This window comes from Streptomyces sp. CB02261, assembly GCF_001905665.1.
Lineage (GTDB): Bacteria > Actinomycetota > Actinomycetes > Streptomycetales > Streptomycetaceae > Streptomyces.
The window spans coordinates 341,152-358,589 of sequence record NZ_LIVX01000006.1 but is presented as its reverse complement, the minus strand read 5'-3'; the positions used below and the strand labels follow the sequence as shown (position 1 = coordinate 358,589).

Genomic DNA, 17,438 nt, shown 5'->3' with positions numbered 1-17,438 from the left:
GCCACCACGCACGAAGGCCCCCACCGCACGGAGACGGTGGGGGCCTTCAGAGTGTCGGCGTCAGGCGTCAGGCGGCCGGCGGGACGCGGGACGGGCGTCCCGCGCCGCGTGTGAGGACGTAGCCGCCGATGCCCGCGAGGGCCGCGAGTACGCCGCCCGCCGCGGTCCAGAGCCAGCGGTCGGACCACCAGCCGGAGGACCAGCCGTCCTCCGGGGCCGCGGCCTCCACGGCCGAGGGACGGCCGGCGTCGGCGGCGGCCTCCGCCTCGTCGGCGGTCGTCGCCCCCGGGACGAGCGGCGCGGCGAGTGCGCCGTCCGAGGCGTGGGCGCCGCCCTCGTCGTGGATGCTCGCCCCGATCCGGGCGGAGAACGGCTGGCCGAGGTCCTCGTCCGGCAGGCCCGTGACGGTCAGCCGCACGTAGTAGCTGCCGGGCAGCGGGTCGTTCGCCCACGCGTCGGCCGCCGCGCGGACCGGACGCAGCACACAGGCGAGTTCCACGGTCGCGGTCTCCCGGGCCGCCGTACGGGACTGCGTCCCGTACATGCAGGGCTGACGGCGCCGCAGTCCGTCGTACACGTCGACCCGCCAGGTCGTGGGTCCGTGCCGCAGCGCCGCCTCGGGCAGGGTTACGGTGGCGTTCACCGTCGGGCGCTGACCGGTGTCCGCGGGGAACACCCAGTACAGGTAGTCACCCGTAGCGGCCCGCGCGGTGGCCTGCTGCCCCGGAAGGAACCGGGCGGCGGTACGGAAGGTCGTGCCGGCCTCCGTCGGTCCCGCCGTGGAGCGGGTGTCCTCGCCGGGGTCGGCCGTGGCGGACGGGGAGTCGGCCACGGCGGCCGGAGCCGCGACGCCGAACAGAGCGGCGCCCGTGAGCGCGGCCGCGGCGAGCATGCGTACGGTACGCATCAGTGGGTCCTCCAGACAGCGACGCGCCAGCGGGACAGCCAGCCCCAGAGCAGACCGGCCACGAAGCCGACGAGCACCAGCGCGCCCAGCAGCCACCAGCCGCGGCCCAGGCCGAACGAGGCCACGTCCGAGGCGGCCGCCGGACCGTCGACGACGTCCACCGTCAGCTCGATGGGCATGCCCGGCGTCGTCTTGACCGACGGGGGAGCGGAGAACGAGTTGCTGACCTGGAGACAGACCGTCTCGGCGACCGGCTTCGCGTCCCCCGGCCCGTCGTCGCGTTCCGGCTTCGGGTAGCGCAGGCCCGTCGAGATCACGTCGGTGCGTCCGTCGCTCGCCTCGGAGCCGCGCACGATCTCCCGGCCGTGCCGGGTGACGGCCCGGAGCAGCACGCCGTAGTCGTCGTTGACGGCCCGGTCGGCCGACACGCTGACGGAGGCGCGCAGTTCCTGCCCCGGCAGCAGGTCCACCCGGTACCAGCGGTGCTCACCGAAGGACTCGCGGTCGGTGTACAGGCCGGGCTTGAGCTGCGGCGCGTCGGCGCAGCGCCCGGCGCCCTCGGTGGCCACGGGCGTGACGACCGGGTCGGCGGCGCGGTCGACCAGCTGGCGGACGCGGCGGGAGAGGTCCTCGGTGCGGTGGACCGAGGTGTACGTCCCTCCGGTCGCCTCCGCGATGCACGTGAGCTGCTGCCGGGTCTTGGCGTCCGGCACCAGGCCCAGGGTGTCGATGACGAGGTGGATGCCCTTCGCCGCGATCTCCCGTGCCACCTGGCACGGGTCGAGCGGGGCGCAGGTGTCCTCGCCGTCCGTGATGAGCACGATCCTGCGGGTGGCCTCGCCGCCCTCCAGGTCCTCGGCAGCGCCGAGTAGCGCCGGGCCGATCGGGGTCCAGCCCGTCGGGGCCAGGGTGGCCACCGCGGTCTTCGCCTCGGTCCGGTCGAGGGGGCCGACCGGGTAGAGCTGGCGGGTGTCCTTGCAGCCCCGCTTGCGGTCCGGTCCCGGGTAGTCGGCGCCCAGGGTGCGGATGCCCAGCCGGACCTCCTCGGGCACCGCGTCCAGGACCTCGTTGAAGGCCTGCTTGGCCGCCGCCATCCGGGACTTGCCGTCGATGTCCTTGGCCCGCATGGAGCCGCTGACGTCGAGGACCAGCTCGACCTTGGGGGATTCCTTCGCCACTGGCTCGTCGGCGGCCGCGCTCGTCGGCAGCAGCGCGACGCTCAGGGCGGCGAGCAGCGCGCAGGCCCCGGTCGTCAGCCGTTTTCTCGTGATCATCGCCGGATCGTATTGATGATCCTCCGACAATCCAAAACGAGACCGCCGACCCCGCCCGCGCCACCGGGAACCCGCTGGTTAGAGTGGTGGGCGGTCGCGCCGCCGCACCAGGCCGAGGCGCGAGACCGGGCCGACTGTCGACCACAGGGTCCCGTACGACCACCAGCCAGCCCCCGTCTCGTCCGGCCCCCAGGCCGCCACCCCGGAAACACCGCGCCCCATGAGCACCGACACCGCCCTGCGCCCCGAGCCCGCCCCGACCGCCGCCGCCGGCTCCGACGAGCGAAGCCCGCGGCGGCGCCGGATGGCCGGTCGCGCCCCCGCCCGGCCCGCGCCCGCGGCCGCCTTCCACAACGTCAGCGCGGCCACGGCCGCCCTGTTGGGACTCGTCGCGATCGGCGCCGTGATCCACGAGCCGGTGCTCATACCGCCGCTCGCCGCCAGCGCCGCACTGGTGCACTGCGCCCCCGCCCTTCCGCTGGCCCAGCCGCGGAGCGTGGTCGTGGGTCACCTTCTCGGAGCCGCCGCCGGCTACGCGGTGGCCGCCGTCGCCGCGCAGGGCAGCGCGTGGGCCGCCGCCCTCGCCGCCGGTCTCACCCTCGCCCTGACGACGCTCGCCCGGACCCCGCACTCGCCCGCCTGCGCCACCGCCGTCGTCATCGTGCTGCAGGCGCCCGCGCCGGGCAGGTTCGTGCCGCTGCTGTTCGGATCCACGGTCCTGCTCGTGGTGACCGCCTTCGCCGCGTCCCGCGTCCGGCGCGGATCACCGAGGTACCCCGCCTACTGGTGGTGAGTCCCCGACCGCGATCCGGGGATGACCCGCGAGGACGGGGGTAGCCGATGCCCATCTCACCCACTAGGGAGGCATCATGGGTCTGGGAGTGTGCATCATCCTGATCGCGGTCGGGGCCATTCTCACGTTCGCGTCCGACTGGCAGGTCGACGGGGTCAACCTCGACCTGGTCGGTCTGATCCTCATGGCCGTCGGCATCATCGGCACGGCGGTCTACACCAGCATTCTGAGGCGGCGTCGGCTCGTGGTCCCGCCGGCCACCACCACGGTGGCCGAGAACGACCGACGAGACCTTCTCTGAGACGGTGTCCGTCCGCACCGGACGGCCCCGCACACGGAAGAGGAGGGGTGGCCACGCGAATCGCGTGGCCACCCCTCCTCTTCCGTGTGCGGGTCTCTTCTCCGTGTCCGGGTCACCGGTCGACCGCCACCGTCGCGTGGATGGTCTTGCCGTCCGGGCGGGTGTCGACGGACACCTCACGGCACAGCCGCAGCACGATCGGCCAGCCGAAGCCGCCGGGACGCAGCTCGTCGCGGAGCTGGTAGAGCGGGGAGATCCCACTGGCGTCGGCCACGGACAGGGTCACCACGTCGGGTCCGACCCTGATCCCGAAGCCGGTGACCCCACCCCCGTGGCGGAGCGCGTTCGTGACCAACTCCGAGGTGACGAGAAGCAGATCCTCGACCTGGGAGGGACGCAGGGGGCCGAGAGCCGCGAGCGCGTGGCGGACGAGGCCGCGCGCCTGAGCCGGTGTACGGACCGGGGACGACCCGCCGTGGCCCGTACCGTGCGGGTCAGCCGCGGCCGCCCGGGACAGGGTGTCGCTCCGGGTGTTCATCACGAGTCCCTTTCTGCCTGGTTCGTCATCAGGTGATGGGATTCGCCTGCCCGTTCCTCCCGCCCTGATGCACCCGACCAGGTGAGGAAGCGGCCGAAACGGACGAGGAGTGCTCAAGGGAAGCCGGGGTACGAGAACCGGGACCGCTGAACCGACCGCGAGCAGGAGGAGGTTCCCGTGCGGACCCAGCCGGCCGAGGCGACGACGACGTACACGACGAACGGTACGCGTGAGGACCTGCCGGTTCTCGACGCGCCGCACCGACTCCCGCCCCAGGACGCGCGGGCCCTGTCGAAGGTGTTCTTCCGCGAGCTGGCGGCACGGGAGGAGGGCACCGCGGAGCACCAGTACGTGCGCAACACGCTGATCGAGATGAACATGTCGCTGGTGCGGTACGCGGCGGGGCGGTTCCGTGCGCGGGGCGACGAGATGGAGGACATCGTCCAGGTCGGCATGGTCGGCCTGATCAAGGCGATCGACCGCTTCGACCTCTCGCGCGAGGTCGAGTTCGCCACCTTCGCCGTGCCCTACATCGTGGGGGAGATCAAGCGGTTCTTCCGCGACACCACCTGGGCGGTGCACGTCCCCCGCCGGCTCCAGGAGGCGCGGGTGGAGCTCGCGAAGGCGACCGACGAGCTGAGCTCCCGGCTCGGCCGGGCTCCCCGGGTCGCGGAGCTGGCTCCGCTCATGAACCTGTCCGAGGAGGAGGTCGTCGAGGCCCAGGTGGCCGCCAACGGCTACAACTCCACGTCCCTCGACGCCACGATCGGCGGCGCCGACAGCGAGGACGACGACGCCGCGCTGGCCGACCTCATCGGCCGGGAGGACCCGGCGATCGAGCTCTTCGAGGACTTCCACACCCTCGCCCCGCTCGTGGAGGCCCTGGACGAGCGCGACCGGGTGCTGCTGCACCTCCGCTTCGTCGAGGAGCTGACCCAGACGCAGATCGGGGAGCGGCTCGGCGTCTCGCAGATGCACGTCTCGCGCCTCCTCGCCCGGAGCCTGAACCGGCTGCGGGAGGGCATGGTCGAGCCGGCCACCGACGGCTGAGGGACCAGCGAGCCGAGAGGGGCCCGGCCATCAGGCCGGGCCCCTCTCTCGGTCTCATCTCTCGTTCTCAGCGGACCGCGTCCGGGAACGTGTCGGCGCGCTCCCGAGCGGGTGTCCTCACGGGCGCGCCGCGATGAAGGAGGGCCGCGGGACCGGGGCCGCGAAGGGTGCCTCGGGCCGGTTCTCGACGCTGTTGAACACGAGGAACACGTTGCTCCGGGGGTACGGGGTGATGTTGTCGCCCGAACCGTGCAGGGCGTTGCAGTCGAACCAGGTGGCGGACCCCGCGGGACCGGTGAAGTGGCGGATGCCGCAGGCCTCGGCGAAGGTGGTCAGCGCCTCGTCGGACGGGGTCCCGGCGTCCTGCATCTGCAGCGACTTCTTGTAGTTGTCCCGAGGCGTCTCACCGGCGCAGCCCAGGAAGGTGCGGTGCGAGCCCGGCATGATCATCAGGCTGCCGTTGGTGGTGTGGTTCGGGGTCAGCGCGATCGAGACCGAGACGGTCCGCATCCTCGGCAGGCCGTCCTCGGCGTGCCAGGTCTCGAAGTCGGAGTGCCAGTAGAAGCCGCTGGCGCCGAAGCCGGGCTTGACGTTGACCCGCGACTGGTGGACGTAGACGTCCGAGCCGAGGATCTGGCGGGCGCGCCCCACGAGCCGCGGGTCCTCGGCCAGCCGGGCAAAGACCTCGCTGATCCGGTGCACCTCGAAGACGGAACGTATCTCCTGGGAGCTGGGTTCGACGATCGCCCGTTCGTCCGCCCGTACGGCGGGATCGGTGACGAGCCGGTCCAGCTCGGCCCGGAGTTCGTCGACCTCGTGCGGGGCGACCAGCTCGTCCACGGTGAGGAAACCGTCGCGGTCGTACTCCTCCAGTTCACGGGCCCAGAACGGCCCCGCCGTGCCGGGCTCGGACCACACCACGGGGTCCTTGCGCCCGATCAGCTCCTCCTTGGGGCCACGGGTGGGGTAGAGGTCGACGGGACGGGTGGGTGCGGAGGTCATGAGGGAGCGTGCCTTCCTTCCTGTGCGGGTTCGTTCGGGCGTCCGGTGTCGTGCCCGGCTCAGCTCTCTTCGCGGACGGTCTCGTCCGGCTCGGTGAGCAGGGGGTAGACGCCGTTCTCGTCGTGGTCCTCGCGGCCCGTGACGGGCGGGTTGAAGACGCAGAGGCAGCGGAAGTCCCGCTTGACCTTGAGGGTGTGGCGCTCGTGCCCGTCGAGCAGGTACATCGTTCCGGGCACGATCGTGTACGTGCGGCCGGTCTCGTGGTCGGTGAGCTCGGCCTCGCCCGCCGTGCAGACGACGGCCTCGACGTGGTGCGCGTACCACATGGACGTCTCGGTGCCCGCGTACAGCACGGTCTCGTGGAGGGAGAAGCCCACCCGCTCGCGGGCGAGGACGATGCGCTTGCTCTCCCACGTGCCCGAGGCGGCCTTCACGTGCCGCTCGGTGTTCTCCAGCTCGTCGAAGGAACGGACGATCATGGGGTGTTGCCTTTCGGTGCGTGCTCGATGCGTGTGCGGTGGCGGCTCTGCGGGGTCAGGCGGTGTGGCGCACGGAGCGGGCCAGGATGCCGAGACCCTCGTCGAGGTCCTCGTCCGTCGCGGTCAGCGGCGGCAGCAGCTTGACCACCTCGCCGTCGGGACCCGACGTCTCCAGGAGCAGCCCGGTCTCGAACGCGCGCCGGCACACGGCCGCGGCCCGGTCGCCGTCGGCGAACTCCAGGCCCCAGACCAGGCCGCGGCCGCGGACGGAGACGCCGGTCCGTCCGTCGCCCCCGCACAGGTCGAGGAGGGCGCTCTCCACCCGGCCGGCCCGGCTCAGGGTGCGCTCGCGCAGGGCGCCGTCGCGCCAGTGGGCGTCGAGGGCGGCCGTGGCGGTGACGAAGGCGGGGTTGTTGCCGCGGAAGGTTCCGTTGTGCTCGCCGGGCTCCCACACGTCGAGCTCCTGCCGGAACAGGCACAGGGCCATCGGCAGGCCGTATCCGCTGATGGACTTGGACAGGGTGACGATGTCGGGCGTGATGCCCGCCTCCTCGAAGGAGAAGAAGTCGCCGGTGCGCCCGCAGCCCATCTGGATGTCGTCGACGATGAGGAGCATGTCGTGGCGGCGGCAGAGCTCCGCGAGCCCGCGCAGCCACTCGGCCCGGGCGACGTTGATGCCGCCCTCGCCCTGGACGGTCTCGACGATCACGGCCGCCGGGTGGTCGAGACCTGAACCGGAGTCGCCCAGGAGACGCTCGAACCAGAGGAAGTCGGGGACCTGCCCGTCGAGGTAGTCGTCGAAGGGCATGCGGAAGGCGTGGTGCAGCGGGACGCCCGCTCCGGCGCGCTTGGCGGCGTTGCCGGTGACGGCCAGCGAACCGAGCGACATGCCGTGGAAGGCGTTGGTGAAGGAGACGACGGTCTGGCGCCCGGTGACCTTGCGGGCGAGCTTCAGCGCGGCCTCCACGGCGTTGGTGCCGGTGGGGCCGGGGAACATCACCTTGTAGGGCAGGGCGCGGGGTTCGAGGACCGTCTCGTGGAAGGTCTCCAGGAAGTCGCGTTTGGCCGTCGTCGACATGTCGAGACCGTGGGTGATCCCGTCGTCGGCGAGGTAGTCGAGGAGGGCCCGCTTGAGGACCGGGTTGTTGTGGCCGTAGTTCAGGGAGCCCGCGCCGGCGAAGAAGTCGAGGTACGGACGCCCGTGCTCGTCGTACAGCCTGCTGCCGCTGGCGCGTTCGAAGACGACCGGCCAGGCGCGGCAGTAGCTGCGGACCTCGGACTCGAGGGCCTCGAAGACGGAGGGGGCGGCGATGTCGATCAGGGTCACGGAGTCTCTTCTCCAGGTGTGGTTCGGGAACGTGGTGCGTGCGGACGACGGCTCAGGACGCGGTGGGCCGGCTCAGGACTCCCGGGGCCCGAGGGGACCGATGCGGTACAACACCTCGGACTCGTGTCCTGCCGCGGGGAAGGCGGCTGAAGGGAACAGCACCTCCTGCGTCAGGTCCGCGCCGTGCCGGCGCGCGTAGGACCGGAACAGCCGGTCGGAGGCGAGGTTCCCGGGGGTGACGGTGGCCTCGACGCGGCTGACTCCGTGCTCGGCCGCGACCCGTGCGGTCAGGGCGTCGAGCAGGGTCCCGGCTACCCCGCTTCCGCGGTGTGAACCCTCCACGGCGACCTGCCAGACGAAGAGCGTCTCCGGCGCGTCGGGCCGCAGGTAGCCGGTGACGAAGCCGACCGGGCGTCCGGAGGCGTCACGGGCGACGGCGGTCGTGTCGGCGAAGTCGCGGCACCACAGCAGGTAGCTGTAGGGCGAGTTGAGGTCGAGTTCCCCCGATCCGCGGGCGATCCGCCAGAGCTCGGCGCCGTCGTCGATGGAGGCGGGGCCGATGTCGAGGCCGCCGACCGGGGCTGTCATATGGGCTGTGGTCATGGGGGCCGAAGCTACCCAGTGGATCCGGGAACTTCCTCGACCCAAGGGCTTGTTCTGGACAGGAGTCCGTGATAGGTGCTCCGGTGTCCCGTGAGGCTGGAATGCAAGCTTCCTCACATGAAAAAGGCGTACAGAATGGGACATAGTCACCGTTTATAACGGACACATAACGTCTCCGGGGTGTGTCCCGCGCCTGTGCGAAGACCGTGAGAACATCCGCCATTTGGCGTTTGAACGTGCCGCGAGCGGTCAGGATCTTGGGTCGACATGCGCGGAGCCGGGCCCGGTGCGCGCACCGGGCCCGGCTCCGTCCGATCTCCGACCTGGTCGGACTACCAGATCGCCTCGACCCACTCCGGGTGGTCGATGAACGGATTCCGGTTCCCCTGGTAGGTGTTGAAGATGACGTCGTTGCGGCGCTCCTCGAAAGCGCTCGGCGGGTCCTGCTCGTTCCACTGCTTGAGGACCGAGAGGCGGCCGTGGAAGGGGACGCTGCCGTTGGTGGTCGAGTCGTTCGGCTCCAGGTCGGCCCAGGCGTCGTCGCCCTCGTAGCGCACGGCCATGTAGAGGATCATCCGGGCCACGTCGCCCTTGTCCGCGTTCCGCGGCTCGAACGAGTTGCTGTCCGTGTAGCTGCCGGAGGCGCCACTCACCGGGCTGCCGCCGGTGTCCCAGTCCTTGTTCCCCCGGGTGCTGTTGACCTGGACGTCACAGGCGCGCAGATGGTGGAGGTCGGTGCCCGGGCCGGCCGAGGTGCCGAAGCTGCCGTGGGACTGGGCCCACACGTGCTCGCGGTTCCAGTCGCCCACGTCACCCCCGTTGAGGCTCTTGCTGCGCGAGGCGCCGCTGTACAGCAGGACGACGTTGGCGGAGTTGGCGGGGTCCTGGTCGGTGACCTTCAGGGCGTTCCAGACGGCGTCGTACGAGATCTTGCTCTGGCTGCTGATGATCGTGTGCAGCGAGGACTTGAGGCTCGTACCGGTCTTGCCGATCGCGTTCTTGTAATAGGTGCTGTCGTACGCGGTGGTCGTGGCGCTCGCGGGAGTCGCGGTGACCGTCGGAAGCGTGAGGGTGACGAGGACGGCGGCTATCGCTGCCGCTCGCGCCTTCCAGCGGCCTGTCTGTGCAGCGGACATGGGGGGTGCCCTTTCCCGGGGACGTCACGCGAAGGGCGCGGAGCCCGCTCAACGGCTCCGCGTTCTACGCGTGTTGCGTGGTGGTAGCCGGGAGCGTCGCACAGCCGTGCGGAAGGCCGTGTATCCATGAGGAGGCGATTCCGTGACGTTCTCGCATACGGCTCCCCCCTGACGGCCGCTCAGTCCCGATCCCGGGGTGACCGGTGACGGTCGATGCCCCTTCGCCCCCGATCCACCGACACTCCCTAGACGCCCCGGACGTCCACCGGCATCCCCTTCGGCTCCTTGACGCGCTTCATGATGATCTGCGAGTTGACCTCGGTGACCCCGGCCAGCGTCGTCAGGCGCTCGATCCACAGCCGTTCGTACGCCGCGAGATCGGCCACCGCGATCCTGAGGAGGCATCCGGGGCTGCCGAACAGCCGGTACGCCTCGATGACGTCCGGCACGTCCTGCAAGGCCGCTTCGAAGGCCTCCACCGTCTCCCGGTCGCGCCGCACCTCCACCGAGACGAGGACCTCGAAGCCGCGCCCCACCGCGTCCGGGTCGATGATCGCCCGGTAGCCCCGGATCACCCCGTCCTGCTCCAGCTGGCGCACCCGGCGCAGGCAGGGCGACGGGCTCAGCCCGACGCGCTGTGCCAGCTCCTGGTTGCTCAGTCGGCCGTCGTTCTGCAGCTCACGCAAGATATGGAGATCGATTCGGTCCATGGCGCAATTATCTACCACGATGAAACATTCGGCGGGGTGATTTCGCAATCGCCTTGCGCGGCCTCTGCCTTATCGTTGCGAGACAGGAGATCCTGGTACCGAGTGAGGGTGACGGGCATGAAGCGGACGAACGACGGGGGAGCGCGCCGGATCGTCGTCATCAGCACCGGCGGCACGATCGCGAGCCGCTGGCAGGGCACCGGCTACGCCGCCGACGCCTCGGGCGACGACGTCCTCGCCACCGCCCCCCTCCCCGAGGGCGTCACCGTCGAGGTCGTCGACCTGTTCAACGTCAACAGCTCCCGCATGACCGCGGCCCATCAGCTGGCCCTCCTGCGCACCGTCCACGAGACCCTCGCCGACCCCGGCGTCGACGGCATCGTGATCACCCACGGCACCGACACCCTGGAGGAGACCGCCTTCCTCCTGGACCTCCACCACACCGACGTCCGCCCGGTCGTCCTCACCGGCGCCCAGCGTCCCTTCGGCACCGGCGACGGGGACGGCCCCGGCAACCTCTACGACGCGCTCCAGGTCGCCTCATCCGTCAGCGACCTCGGCGTCCTCGTCGTCTTCGACGGCCGGGTCCACGCCGCCCGCGGCACCGTCAAGAGCCAGACCCTGGCCGCCGACGCCTTCTCCGACCCGTCGGCCGAGCGTCTGGGGCGCGTCGGGTTCTCCCGCGTCGACATCGAGCGCCGCCCGGAGCGCCCCGCGCCGCTGCCGCTCCCCGTCGCCGCCCACACCGCGACCCCCGGCGTTCCCGGGCCCGTCCCGCTGCCCCGGGTCGACATCGTCAGCCACCACTCCGACGGCGACCCGTTCCTGTTGAACGCGGCCGTCGCCGCCGGTGCGCGGGGCATCGTCCTCGAAGCGACCGGCGCGGGCAACGCCACCCCCGAGATCGCCGCCGCCGTGGCGGACGCCGTCGCCCAGGGGGTCCTCGTCGCCGTGACCACCCGCGTCCCCGCGGGGCCGCTCGCCGAGATCTACACCGGCGGCGGCGCGGTGGACCTGGTCGCCGCCGGTGCGCTGCTCACCGGCACGCTCCGCGCCGCCCAGGCACGGATCGCCGTCCTCGCGACGCTCCTCGCCGACGGCGGCCCGGGCGACCCCGCCCGCAGCGCCGCTCTCCTGCGGCGCCTCCTCGAAGGGCCGGTCCGCGCGGAACCCGCGCTCGCCACCGGCGCCTCCCGATCGGCCTCGGCGGTCGCCGCCCGCACCTGACCGCCGCCCGTGCGGTGAACGGCCCCCGGTCCCCGCTCCCGCCTCCCGCGCGCGCGAGCGGTCCGTGGCGGCCGTCGGTCAGCATGCCCGGACGCAAGTTACCCGTCGGTTTCGCGTGACTTCCCCGATCGCCGACAGTAGAACATGTTCCCATTCGCTCACGAGTGAGGAACATCACATGAGTGAACATCTCCTGCCTGCCCTGGGAACCGGCGGCGTCAGCCGTCGCCGGTTCCTGGCAGGAACAGGTTCTCTCCTCGGCGCCGCGGCCCTCGCCGGTCACGCCGCCCCCGCCCACGCCGACACCGGACCGGCCGCCCTCCCCGACACCCCCCTCCCCACCGGCGCCCACGTCCGCGCACTCGTCATCGGCACCGGGTACGGCGGCTCCGTGGCCGCTCTCCGGCTGGCCCGGGCGGGCGTCGACGTCCACATGGTCGAGATGGGGATGGCCTGGGACACCCCCGGCCCCGACGGCAAGATCTTCGCCAACACCACCCGGCCCGACTACCGCTCCTTCTGGCTGCGGACCCGCACCAAGCAGCCCCTGAGCAACTTCCTCGGCTTCCCTCTCGACAAGGACGTCCCCCGCCACACCGGGATCCTCGACGCCGAGGACTTCGCCGGCATCACCGTCTACCAGGGCCGTGGCGTCGGCGGCGGCTCCCTGGTGAACGGCGGCATGGCCGTCACCCCCCGCCGCGAGAACTTCGCCGCGATCCTGCCCACCGTCGACGCGGGGGAGATGTACTCCACCTACTATCCGCGCGCCAACGCCGGCCTCGGCGTCACCGCCGTGGACGAGGCCTGGTGGGAGAGCGCCGCCTGCTACCAGTACGCCCGCGTCGGCCGCAAGCACGCCCAGCGCTCCGGCTTCCCCTTCGTGTTCGTCCCCAACGTCTACGACTGGGAGTACATGAAGCGGGAGGCCGCCGGGGCCGTACCGAAGTCGGCCCTCGACGGCGAGGTCATCTACGGCAACAACGCGGGCAAGAAGACGCTGCAGAAGACCTATCTCGCCCAGGCCGCCGCCACCGGCCGCGTCACCGTCTCCGCGCTGCACAAGGTCACCTCCGTCACCCCCGCGGCCGGCGGCGGCTACACCGTCGCCGTCGACCAGATCGACACCACGGGCGCCACCCTCGCGAGCAAGACCGTCACCGCCGACAAGGTCTTCTTCGCCGCAGGAAGCGTCGGGACCAGCAAGCTCCTCACCCGCCTCAAGGCCACCGGCGCGCTGCCCGCCCTCAACGACCAGATCGGCAAGGGCTGGGGCGACAACGGCAACGTCATGTGCGGCCGCGCCAACCACATGTGGGACCCGACCGGCAAACTCCAGTCGGCCATGCCCACCGCCGGCATCGACAACTGGGACGCCGGCGGCGCCTTCGCCGAGGTGGCCCCGCTGCCCACCGGCATCGAGACCTACGCCTCCTTCTACCTGTCCATCACCAAGACCCCCCACCGGGCCGAGTTCACCTGGAACGCGGCCACCGGCAAGGTCGACCTGAGCTGGGACCGGGCGTGGAAGCAGACCTCCATCGACGCCGCCAAGACCATCTTCGACAAGATCAACGCGAAGGAGGGCACGATCTACCGCACCGACCTCTTCGGTGTGTACAAGATCTGGGGCGACCACCTCACCTACCACCCGCTCGGCGGCGCCGTCCTGGGCCGCGCGACGGACAACCACGGCCGGCTGCACGGCTACGACGGCCTGTACGTCATCGACGGCGCCCTGATCCCCGGCAACGCCAGCGTCAACCCGTTCGTCACCATCACGGCCCTCGCCGAACGCAACATCGAACGGATCGTCGCCCAGGACTTCTGACCGGGGCGTCACCTTACGACGGGACCCTCCCGTGCGACGAGGGCCCGAGCCGGGAAGGGCCGGCCGGTGTGTCCGGCCGGCCCTTCCCCCTCCCGCGCTCAGTGGGTCGGCAGCACGCACACCGTGTCGAGCCCCAGCACCCGGTTGAGCCGGCCAAACGCCAGCCACGAGCCCAGACTCATCGTCAGCTCCACGATCTCCGCCTGGCTGTACCGCGCCGTCATCCGCTCCCAGAACTCCTCGTCCAGACCGTGGTGGTCCAGCGCGTACCGCTCCGCGTACTCGGCCGCGAGCCGCGTCCGCTCGTCGAAGGCCTCCGAGACCTCCGTCTCCCGCCACGCCGCCACGGCCTCGTCGAAGCCCTCCTCGACCTTCACCCCGTCCCGGTCGGTACGCCAGTCCAGACAGAAGCCGCAGCCGTTGATCTGCGCGATCCGCAGCCGCGCCGCCTCGAACTCGCGTAGCCCGAGGGTCGTATGGGCGTACACCGACAGCGAGAAGTTCGCCGCCGCCGTCCCGATCTCCGGGACCATGTCGCCCCACACGTACCCGATCGGCTCCTGGCCCTCGGGAATGTCGATGATCACCGTGGTCTCCTTCCCAGCTTCCCGACCGCCGGCCGCAACGGCACGTCCAGCGCGTCGTACAGTCCCGGCTCCGCCGCCACCAGCCAGTCGATCGCCCCCACGAGCCGGCCCACCGCCGTGGCGTTCCCGCCCGCCGACCGGTTCTCGCCCTCGGCGGTCGCCGCCACCGTCACCTCGATCCGGGGGCTGCCCTCCACGATCACCCGGTGCGCCCCCGCGCCGTCCGGAGGCACCGGCCAGTCCGGCGCGCAGGACGGATGGATGCGGGTCACGTGCTCGATCACGATCCGGGGCTCCCCGCCGACGATCCCCTGCACCTCGAAGCGGATCGCACCCTGCGTACCCGCCTCGAAGACGCCCATCGTCCGGGTCTTCACCGTGGACTCCAGCGCGCGCCGGTCCACCGTCTCGCGGATCTCGTCGAGTTCGGCGCCGAGCGCGCGGGCCATCAGCCGTACCTGGCCGCCCCACACCATCGTCGGCACCGACGGCAGCAGCATCGGCGGCTCGTACCCCATCGGCCGGCCCATCCCGATCAGGTCCCGGACCGACTCCTCCTGCTCGTACGTCGAGTAGTCGAAGATCTCCTGACAGCGGATCGCGTCCACCGTGCTGCCGAGCCCGCTCACGAGCAGCGGCAGGACGTCGTTGCCCCAGCCCGGGTCGACCCCCGACACGAACAGCGAACCGCCCCCCTCGGCGACGGCCGCGAGCACCGGATCCCGGAACTCCGGCGGCGCGTTGCGCTGGTCGTACAGCGGATAGAGCGCCGGTGTGACCACCACCGCGCCCGCCCGTACCGCGCGCGCGACGTCGTCGAGCGCCCCGTCGGGCCGGGTGTCGCCGGAAGCCGCGTACACCACCGCCCCCGGCCGCCCGCCGAGCACCGCCCCGACGTCGTCGACGGCCACCACCCCGAGGTCGTGACCGAGCCCCGCGAGCCGGCCCGCGTCCCGCCCGACCTTCGCCGGGTCGGAGACCAGCACGGCCGCGAGCTCCAGGCCTGGATGGGCGTCCACGGCGCGGATCGCCGCGCGCCCGACATTTCCGGTACCCCACACCACCGTCCGAATCATGCGCGGAGGGTAGCGCCGGGCACCGGAGGTTCCCAGACCCGTGACACCACGAGCTGACGAATCGTCAGATGAGGTGCGGCCGGGAACACGACCGCACCCCGGGGAGACGCGGCCGTACGGGTGAGGGCACCGGACTCGCCGCAGGGCCGCCCGCCGAACGGGTACGGATCGACGCACCGCCCCCGGCCAGGAGGATCCCTTCCATGTCCGTCCGCAAGGGCGCCCCCGCCCTGCTGAGCGCCGGCACACTGTGCACGGCCCTGTTGCTCACCGGCTGCGCGAACACCGCGCCGTCCGCCCCCGCGGGGGCGCCCACCAGCGCCCCGGCCGCCGTCGGCGACTCCCGCCCCGAGGGCGCGCCACCCCGTGCGGCCGGTGCGGGCGGTCCGGCGAGCAGCGTCTCCTCCGCCCCGGTCCCCGCGCCCCGGCTTCCCGGCCTCGGCCCCGTCACCCACGGCCTCGTCCCCGACGGCACCACCCAGGCCCTCGTCGTCACCGGAGCCACCGCCGACGCCAGCACGTCCACCGCGACGCTGTACGAAAGGGGCACCGGCGGCCGCTGGACCGTGGCCGCCGGACCGTGGGCCGCCCACAACGCGCTCCGGGGCTGGACCGACGACCACGTCGCCGGTGACCTGCGGTCCCCGATCGGAGTCTTCCGGCTCGGGGACGCGGGCGGCCGGCTGCCCGATCCCGGCGCCCGCCTCCCCTACGACCAGGACGAGGAGTTCGCCATCAGCGGCACCGGCTTCCTCGGTGAATCCCTCGAGGGCTCCTTCGACCATGTGATCGCCATCGACTACAACCGCGTACCCGGCCGGACCCCCCTCGACAAGGAACGTCCGCTCGGGGCCGGGAAGGGCGGCGGCGTCTGGATCCACGTCGACCACGGTGGACCGACCCACGCCTGCGTCTCCCTGGCGCGCGAGGACCTGCGCGAGCTGCTGCGTGCCCTCGACCCCTCCAGGGAGCCCGTCGTCGTCATGGGCCCGGCCCCCGTGCTCGCGCGCTGACCGCCCGGGCACGGGGGAGGGCGCTCAGCTCCCGCCGGTGCCGACGGCCCCACGGAACGAGGCCGTGTGGCTGCGGACCTGGTCGGGCGTCAGATACGCGTCGGTGTACTCGAAGTCCCGCAGGGTGCCCGCTTTCGAGGCCAGGAACCCGGTCCGTACGAAGTCGTCCCCGGCCACCGCGTTCAGCAGCCAGTTCGTCATCACCCGGGTCTTGGCCACGTTGGTCCGCAGCGCCCCCCAGTGGTAGGCCCGGGCGACCGCCTGCGCCGGCATGCCGTGGAGCTCCACGCCCAGCGGCTTCGACACCCCGTCCATGCCGCCGAGATCGACCACGAGGCCCAGGTCCTTGTGCGCGTACGGACGGATCCGCTCGCCGCGCAGCGTCGCGACGAGGTTGTCGGCGACGGCCTTCCCCTGCCGCATCGCGTGCTGCGCGGTGGGCGGGCAGATCGCGCCCTCCTCGCCCTTGGCGAGATCGGGCACCGCCGCCGCGTCACCCAGCGCCCACACGCCGTCGAGCCCCGGCACCGCCATCTCGGCCGAGACGACGGCCCGGCCCCGCACGGTGTCCACGCCGAGCGTGCCGATCAGTGGACTCGCCGCCACCCCGGCGGTCCAGATCAGCGTCCGGCTCGGCAGCACCCGCCCGTCCGTGAGCGTGACCGTCTTCTCGTCCACCGAGGCCACCGACACCCCGAGCGAGACCTCGATGCCCCGCCGGGTCAGGATGTTCATCGCGGCGGCGCCCAGCTTGTCGCCCAGCTCCGGCATCAGCTTCGGCGCGATGTCCACCAGATGCCACTTGATCAGCTTCGGGTCGATCCGGGGATACCGCTTGACGGCGTTGAAGGTGAGCTGCTGGAGGCAGGCCGCCGTCTCCGTACCCGCGTAGCCGCCGCCGACCACCACGAACCGCAGCCGCGCGGCCCGCTCCTCCTCGTCGGTGCTCGCGTCCGCCAGGTCCAGCTGGGCGATGACGTGGTCGCGGATGTACACCGCCTCCGCGAGCGTCTTCATCCCGCGCGCGTGCTCGGCGAGCCCCGGGATGTCGAAGCTGCGGGTCACGCTCCCGGGCGCGAGCACCAGATGGTCGTACGGCTCCGTGACGTACTCACCGGAGATCGTCCGCACGACGCAGACCTTCGCCGCCGTGTCCACCCCGACCACACCGCCCGGCACGATCCGGGTGCGGTGCCGCTCGCTGCGCCGCAAGGACAGCGCGACCGACTGCGGGGTCAGCACCCCGGCCGCCACCTGGGGGAGCAGTGGCAGGTACAGCTGGTACGAGAACGGCGAGAGCAACGCGATCTGCGCCTCCCGCTCCGCGAGCCGCCGTTCGAGCCGCCGTACGCAGGCCACGCCGGCGAATCCGGCGCCCACCACGAGAATCCTCGGTCGCGTCACGCTGTCCGCCCTTCCGTTGGAGCGTGCAAACCCATCGATCAATGTGTCGCTGACTATCCGTGATTCACCCTTTTTATCCTTATTACGGCCGTATCGCTCTTCGGCGGGGGTCCCCCTGCCTCGGCGGCGGGCCTGTGCCCTCGGCTACCCCCTCGCGGCGATCTCACCGCCCCTTCCCCG

Annotated in this window: 18 protein-coding genes; 6 read left to right on the top strand and 12 right to left on the bottom strand. The window is 71.9% G+C overall.

Annotated elements, in window-relative coordinates; genetic code table 11:
* Window positions 1-67: 67 nt before the first annotated feature.
* Window positions 68-907, bottom strand: coding sequence for a hypothetical protein (locus AMK29_RS21875; RefSeq protein WP_073815463.1), 840 nt, complete (start codon window positions 905-907; stop codon window positions 68-70).
* Window positions 907-2,181, bottom strand: coding sequence for a VWA domain-containing protein (locus AMK29_RS21870; protein WP_073815461.1), 1,275 nt, complete (start codon window positions 2,179-2,181; stop codon window positions 907-909). Before AMK29_RS21870 ends, AMK29_RS21875 begins: the two co-directional genes overlap by 1 nt.
* 220 nt (window positions 2,182-2,401) lie before the next feature.
* Here AMK29_RS21870 and AMK29_RS21865 point away from each other — a divergent pair, with 220 nt between their 5' ends.
* Both AMK29_RS21865 and AMK29_RS21860 read left to right on the top strand, forming a co-directional pair.
* The gene (locus AMK29_RS21865) at window positions 2,402-2,974 is read left to right on the top strand and encodes an HPP family protein (protein WP_079197034.1); all 573 of its coding nucleotides are present in this window, start codon (window positions 2,402-2,404) and stop codon (window positions 2,972-2,974) included.
* Window positions 2,975-3,050: 76 nt separating this feature from the next.
* Window positions 3,051-3,275 (top strand): DUF6458 family protein, encoded by a 225-nt coding sequence (locus AMK29_RS21860; RefSeq protein WP_073815459.1) that lies wholly within the window; start codon window positions 3,051-3,053, stop codon window positions 3,273-3,275.
* A 112-nt stretch (window positions 3,276-3,387) separates the two neighbouring features.
* Here AMK29_RS21860 and AMK29_RS21855 read toward each other — a convergent pair whose 3' ends face one another.
* Window positions 3,388-3,813 (bottom strand): ATP-binding protein, encoded by a 426-nt coding sequence (locus AMK29_RS21855; protein WP_241845620.1) that lies wholly within the window; start codon window positions 3,811-3,813, stop codon window positions 3,388-3,390.
* Between the two features lie 177 nt (window positions 3,814-3,990).
* On the opposite strand from AMK29_RS21855, the gene AMK29_RS21850 reads away from it, so the two are divergent.
* Window positions 3,991-4,863 carry an RNA polymerase sigma factor SigF gene (locus tag AMK29_RS21850; protein WP_073815457.1) on the top strand — a complete coding sequence of 291 codons (873 nt, stop codon included), beginning with the start codon at window positions 3,991-3,993 and terminating at the stop codon, window positions 4,861-4,863.
* 117 nt (window positions 4,864-4,980) lie between these two features.
* Here the strand turns inward: AMK29_RS21850 and thpD are convergent, their stop codons facing one another.
* The 6 genes from thpD to AMK29_RS21820 form a co-directional block, all read right to left on the bottom strand.
* Entirely contained in the window at window positions 4,981-5,865 is an 885-nt protein-coding gene (gene thpD / locus AMK29_RS21845) for an ectoine hydroxylase (RefSeq protein ID WP_073815455.1), read from the bottom strand.
* A 59-nt stretch (window positions 5,866-5,924) separates the two neighbouring features.
* Window positions 5,925-6,344, bottom strand: a complete 420-nt coding sequence (locus AMK29_RS21840; protein WP_073815452.1) for an ectoine synthase — start codon at window positions 6,342-6,344, stop codon at window positions 5,925-5,927.
* Window positions 6,345-6,399: 55 nt separating this feature from the next.
* Complete coding sequence (gene ectB, locus AMK29_RS21835) at window positions 6,400-7,665, bottom strand: diaminobutyrate--2-oxoglutarate transaminase (protein WP_073815868.1); 1,266 nt, start codon at window positions 7,663-7,665, stop codon at window positions 6,400-6,402.
* Window positions 7,666-7,743: 78 nt separating this feature from the next.
* A complete protein-coding gene (gene ectA / locus AMK29_RS21830; RefSeq protein ID WP_073815450.1) occupies window positions 7,744-8,259 on the bottom strand; it encodes a diaminobutyrate acetyltransferase in 516 nt (171 codons plus the stop codon).
* Window positions 8,260-8,606: 347 nt separating this feature from the next.
* Window positions 8,607-9,410, bottom strand: a complete 804-nt coding sequence (locus AMK29_RS21825; RefSeq protein ID WP_073815449.1) for an endonuclease I family protein — start codon at window positions 9,408-9,410, stop codon at window positions 8,607-8,609.
* 245 nt (window positions 9,411-9,655) lie between these two features.
* On the bottom strand, window positions 9,656-10,120 hold the full coding sequence (locus AMK29_RS21820) for an Lrp/AsnC family transcriptional regulator (protein WP_073815447.1): 465 nt from the start codon (window positions 10,118-10,120) through the stop codon (window positions 9,656-9,658).
* Between the two features lie 117 nt (window positions 10,121-10,237).
* Here AMK29_RS21820 and AMK29_RS21815 point away from each other — a divergent pair, with 117 nt between their 5' ends.
* On the top strand, window positions 10,238-11,347 hold the full coding sequence (locus AMK29_RS21815) for an asparaginase (RefSeq protein ID WP_073815445.1): 1,110 nt from the start codon (window positions 10,238-10,240) through the stop codon (window positions 11,345-11,347).
* A 178-nt stretch (window positions 11,348-11,525) separates the two neighbouring features.
* Window positions 11,526-13,178 carry a GMC oxidoreductase gene (locus AMK29_RS21810; protein ID WP_073815443.1) on the top strand — a complete coding sequence of 551 codons (1,653 nt, stop codon included), beginning with the start codon at window positions 11,526-11,528 and terminating at the stop codon, window positions 13,176-13,178.
* 98 nt (window positions 13,179-13,276) lie between these two features.
* On the opposite strand, the gene AMK29_RS21805 is transcribed toward AMK29_RS21810, so the two are convergent.
* Together AMK29_RS21805 and AMK29_RS21800 are read right to left on the bottom strand one after the other, a co-directional pair.
* Window positions 13,277-13,765 (bottom strand): carboxymuconolactone decarboxylase family protein, encoded by a 489-nt coding sequence (locus AMK29_RS21805; protein WP_073815441.1) that lies wholly within the window; start codon window positions 13,763-13,765, stop codon window positions 13,277-13,279.
* Window positions 13,762-14,841, bottom strand: coding sequence for an NAD(P)H-dependent amine dehydrogenase family protein (locus tag AMK29_RS21800; RefSeq protein WP_073815439.1), 1,080 nt, complete (start codon window positions 14,839-14,841; stop codon window positions 13,762-13,764). The genes AMK29_RS21805 and AMK29_RS21800 overlap by 4 nt, the downstream gene beginning before the upstream one ends.
* Window positions 14,842-15,044: 203 nt before the next feature.
* Between AMK29_RS21800 and AMK29_RS21795 the strand changes: the two genes are divergently transcribed.
* Window positions 15,045-15,854 (top strand): L,D-transpeptidase family protein, encoded by an 810-nt coding sequence (locus tag AMK29_RS21795; protein WP_073815438.1) that lies wholly within the window; start codon window positions 15,045-15,047, stop codon window positions 15,852-15,854.
* A 24-nt stretch (window positions 15,855-15,878) separates the two neighbouring features.
* Here the strand turns inward: AMK29_RS21795 and AMK29_RS21790 are convergent, their stop codons facing one another.
* On the bottom strand, window positions 15,879-17,258 hold the full coding sequence (locus AMK29_RS21790; protein ID WP_073815436.1) for an NAD(P)/FAD-dependent oxidoreductase: 1,380 nt from the start codon (window positions 17,256-17,258) through the stop codon (window positions 15,879-15,881).
* Window positions 17,259-17,438 lie beyond the last annotated feature (180 nt).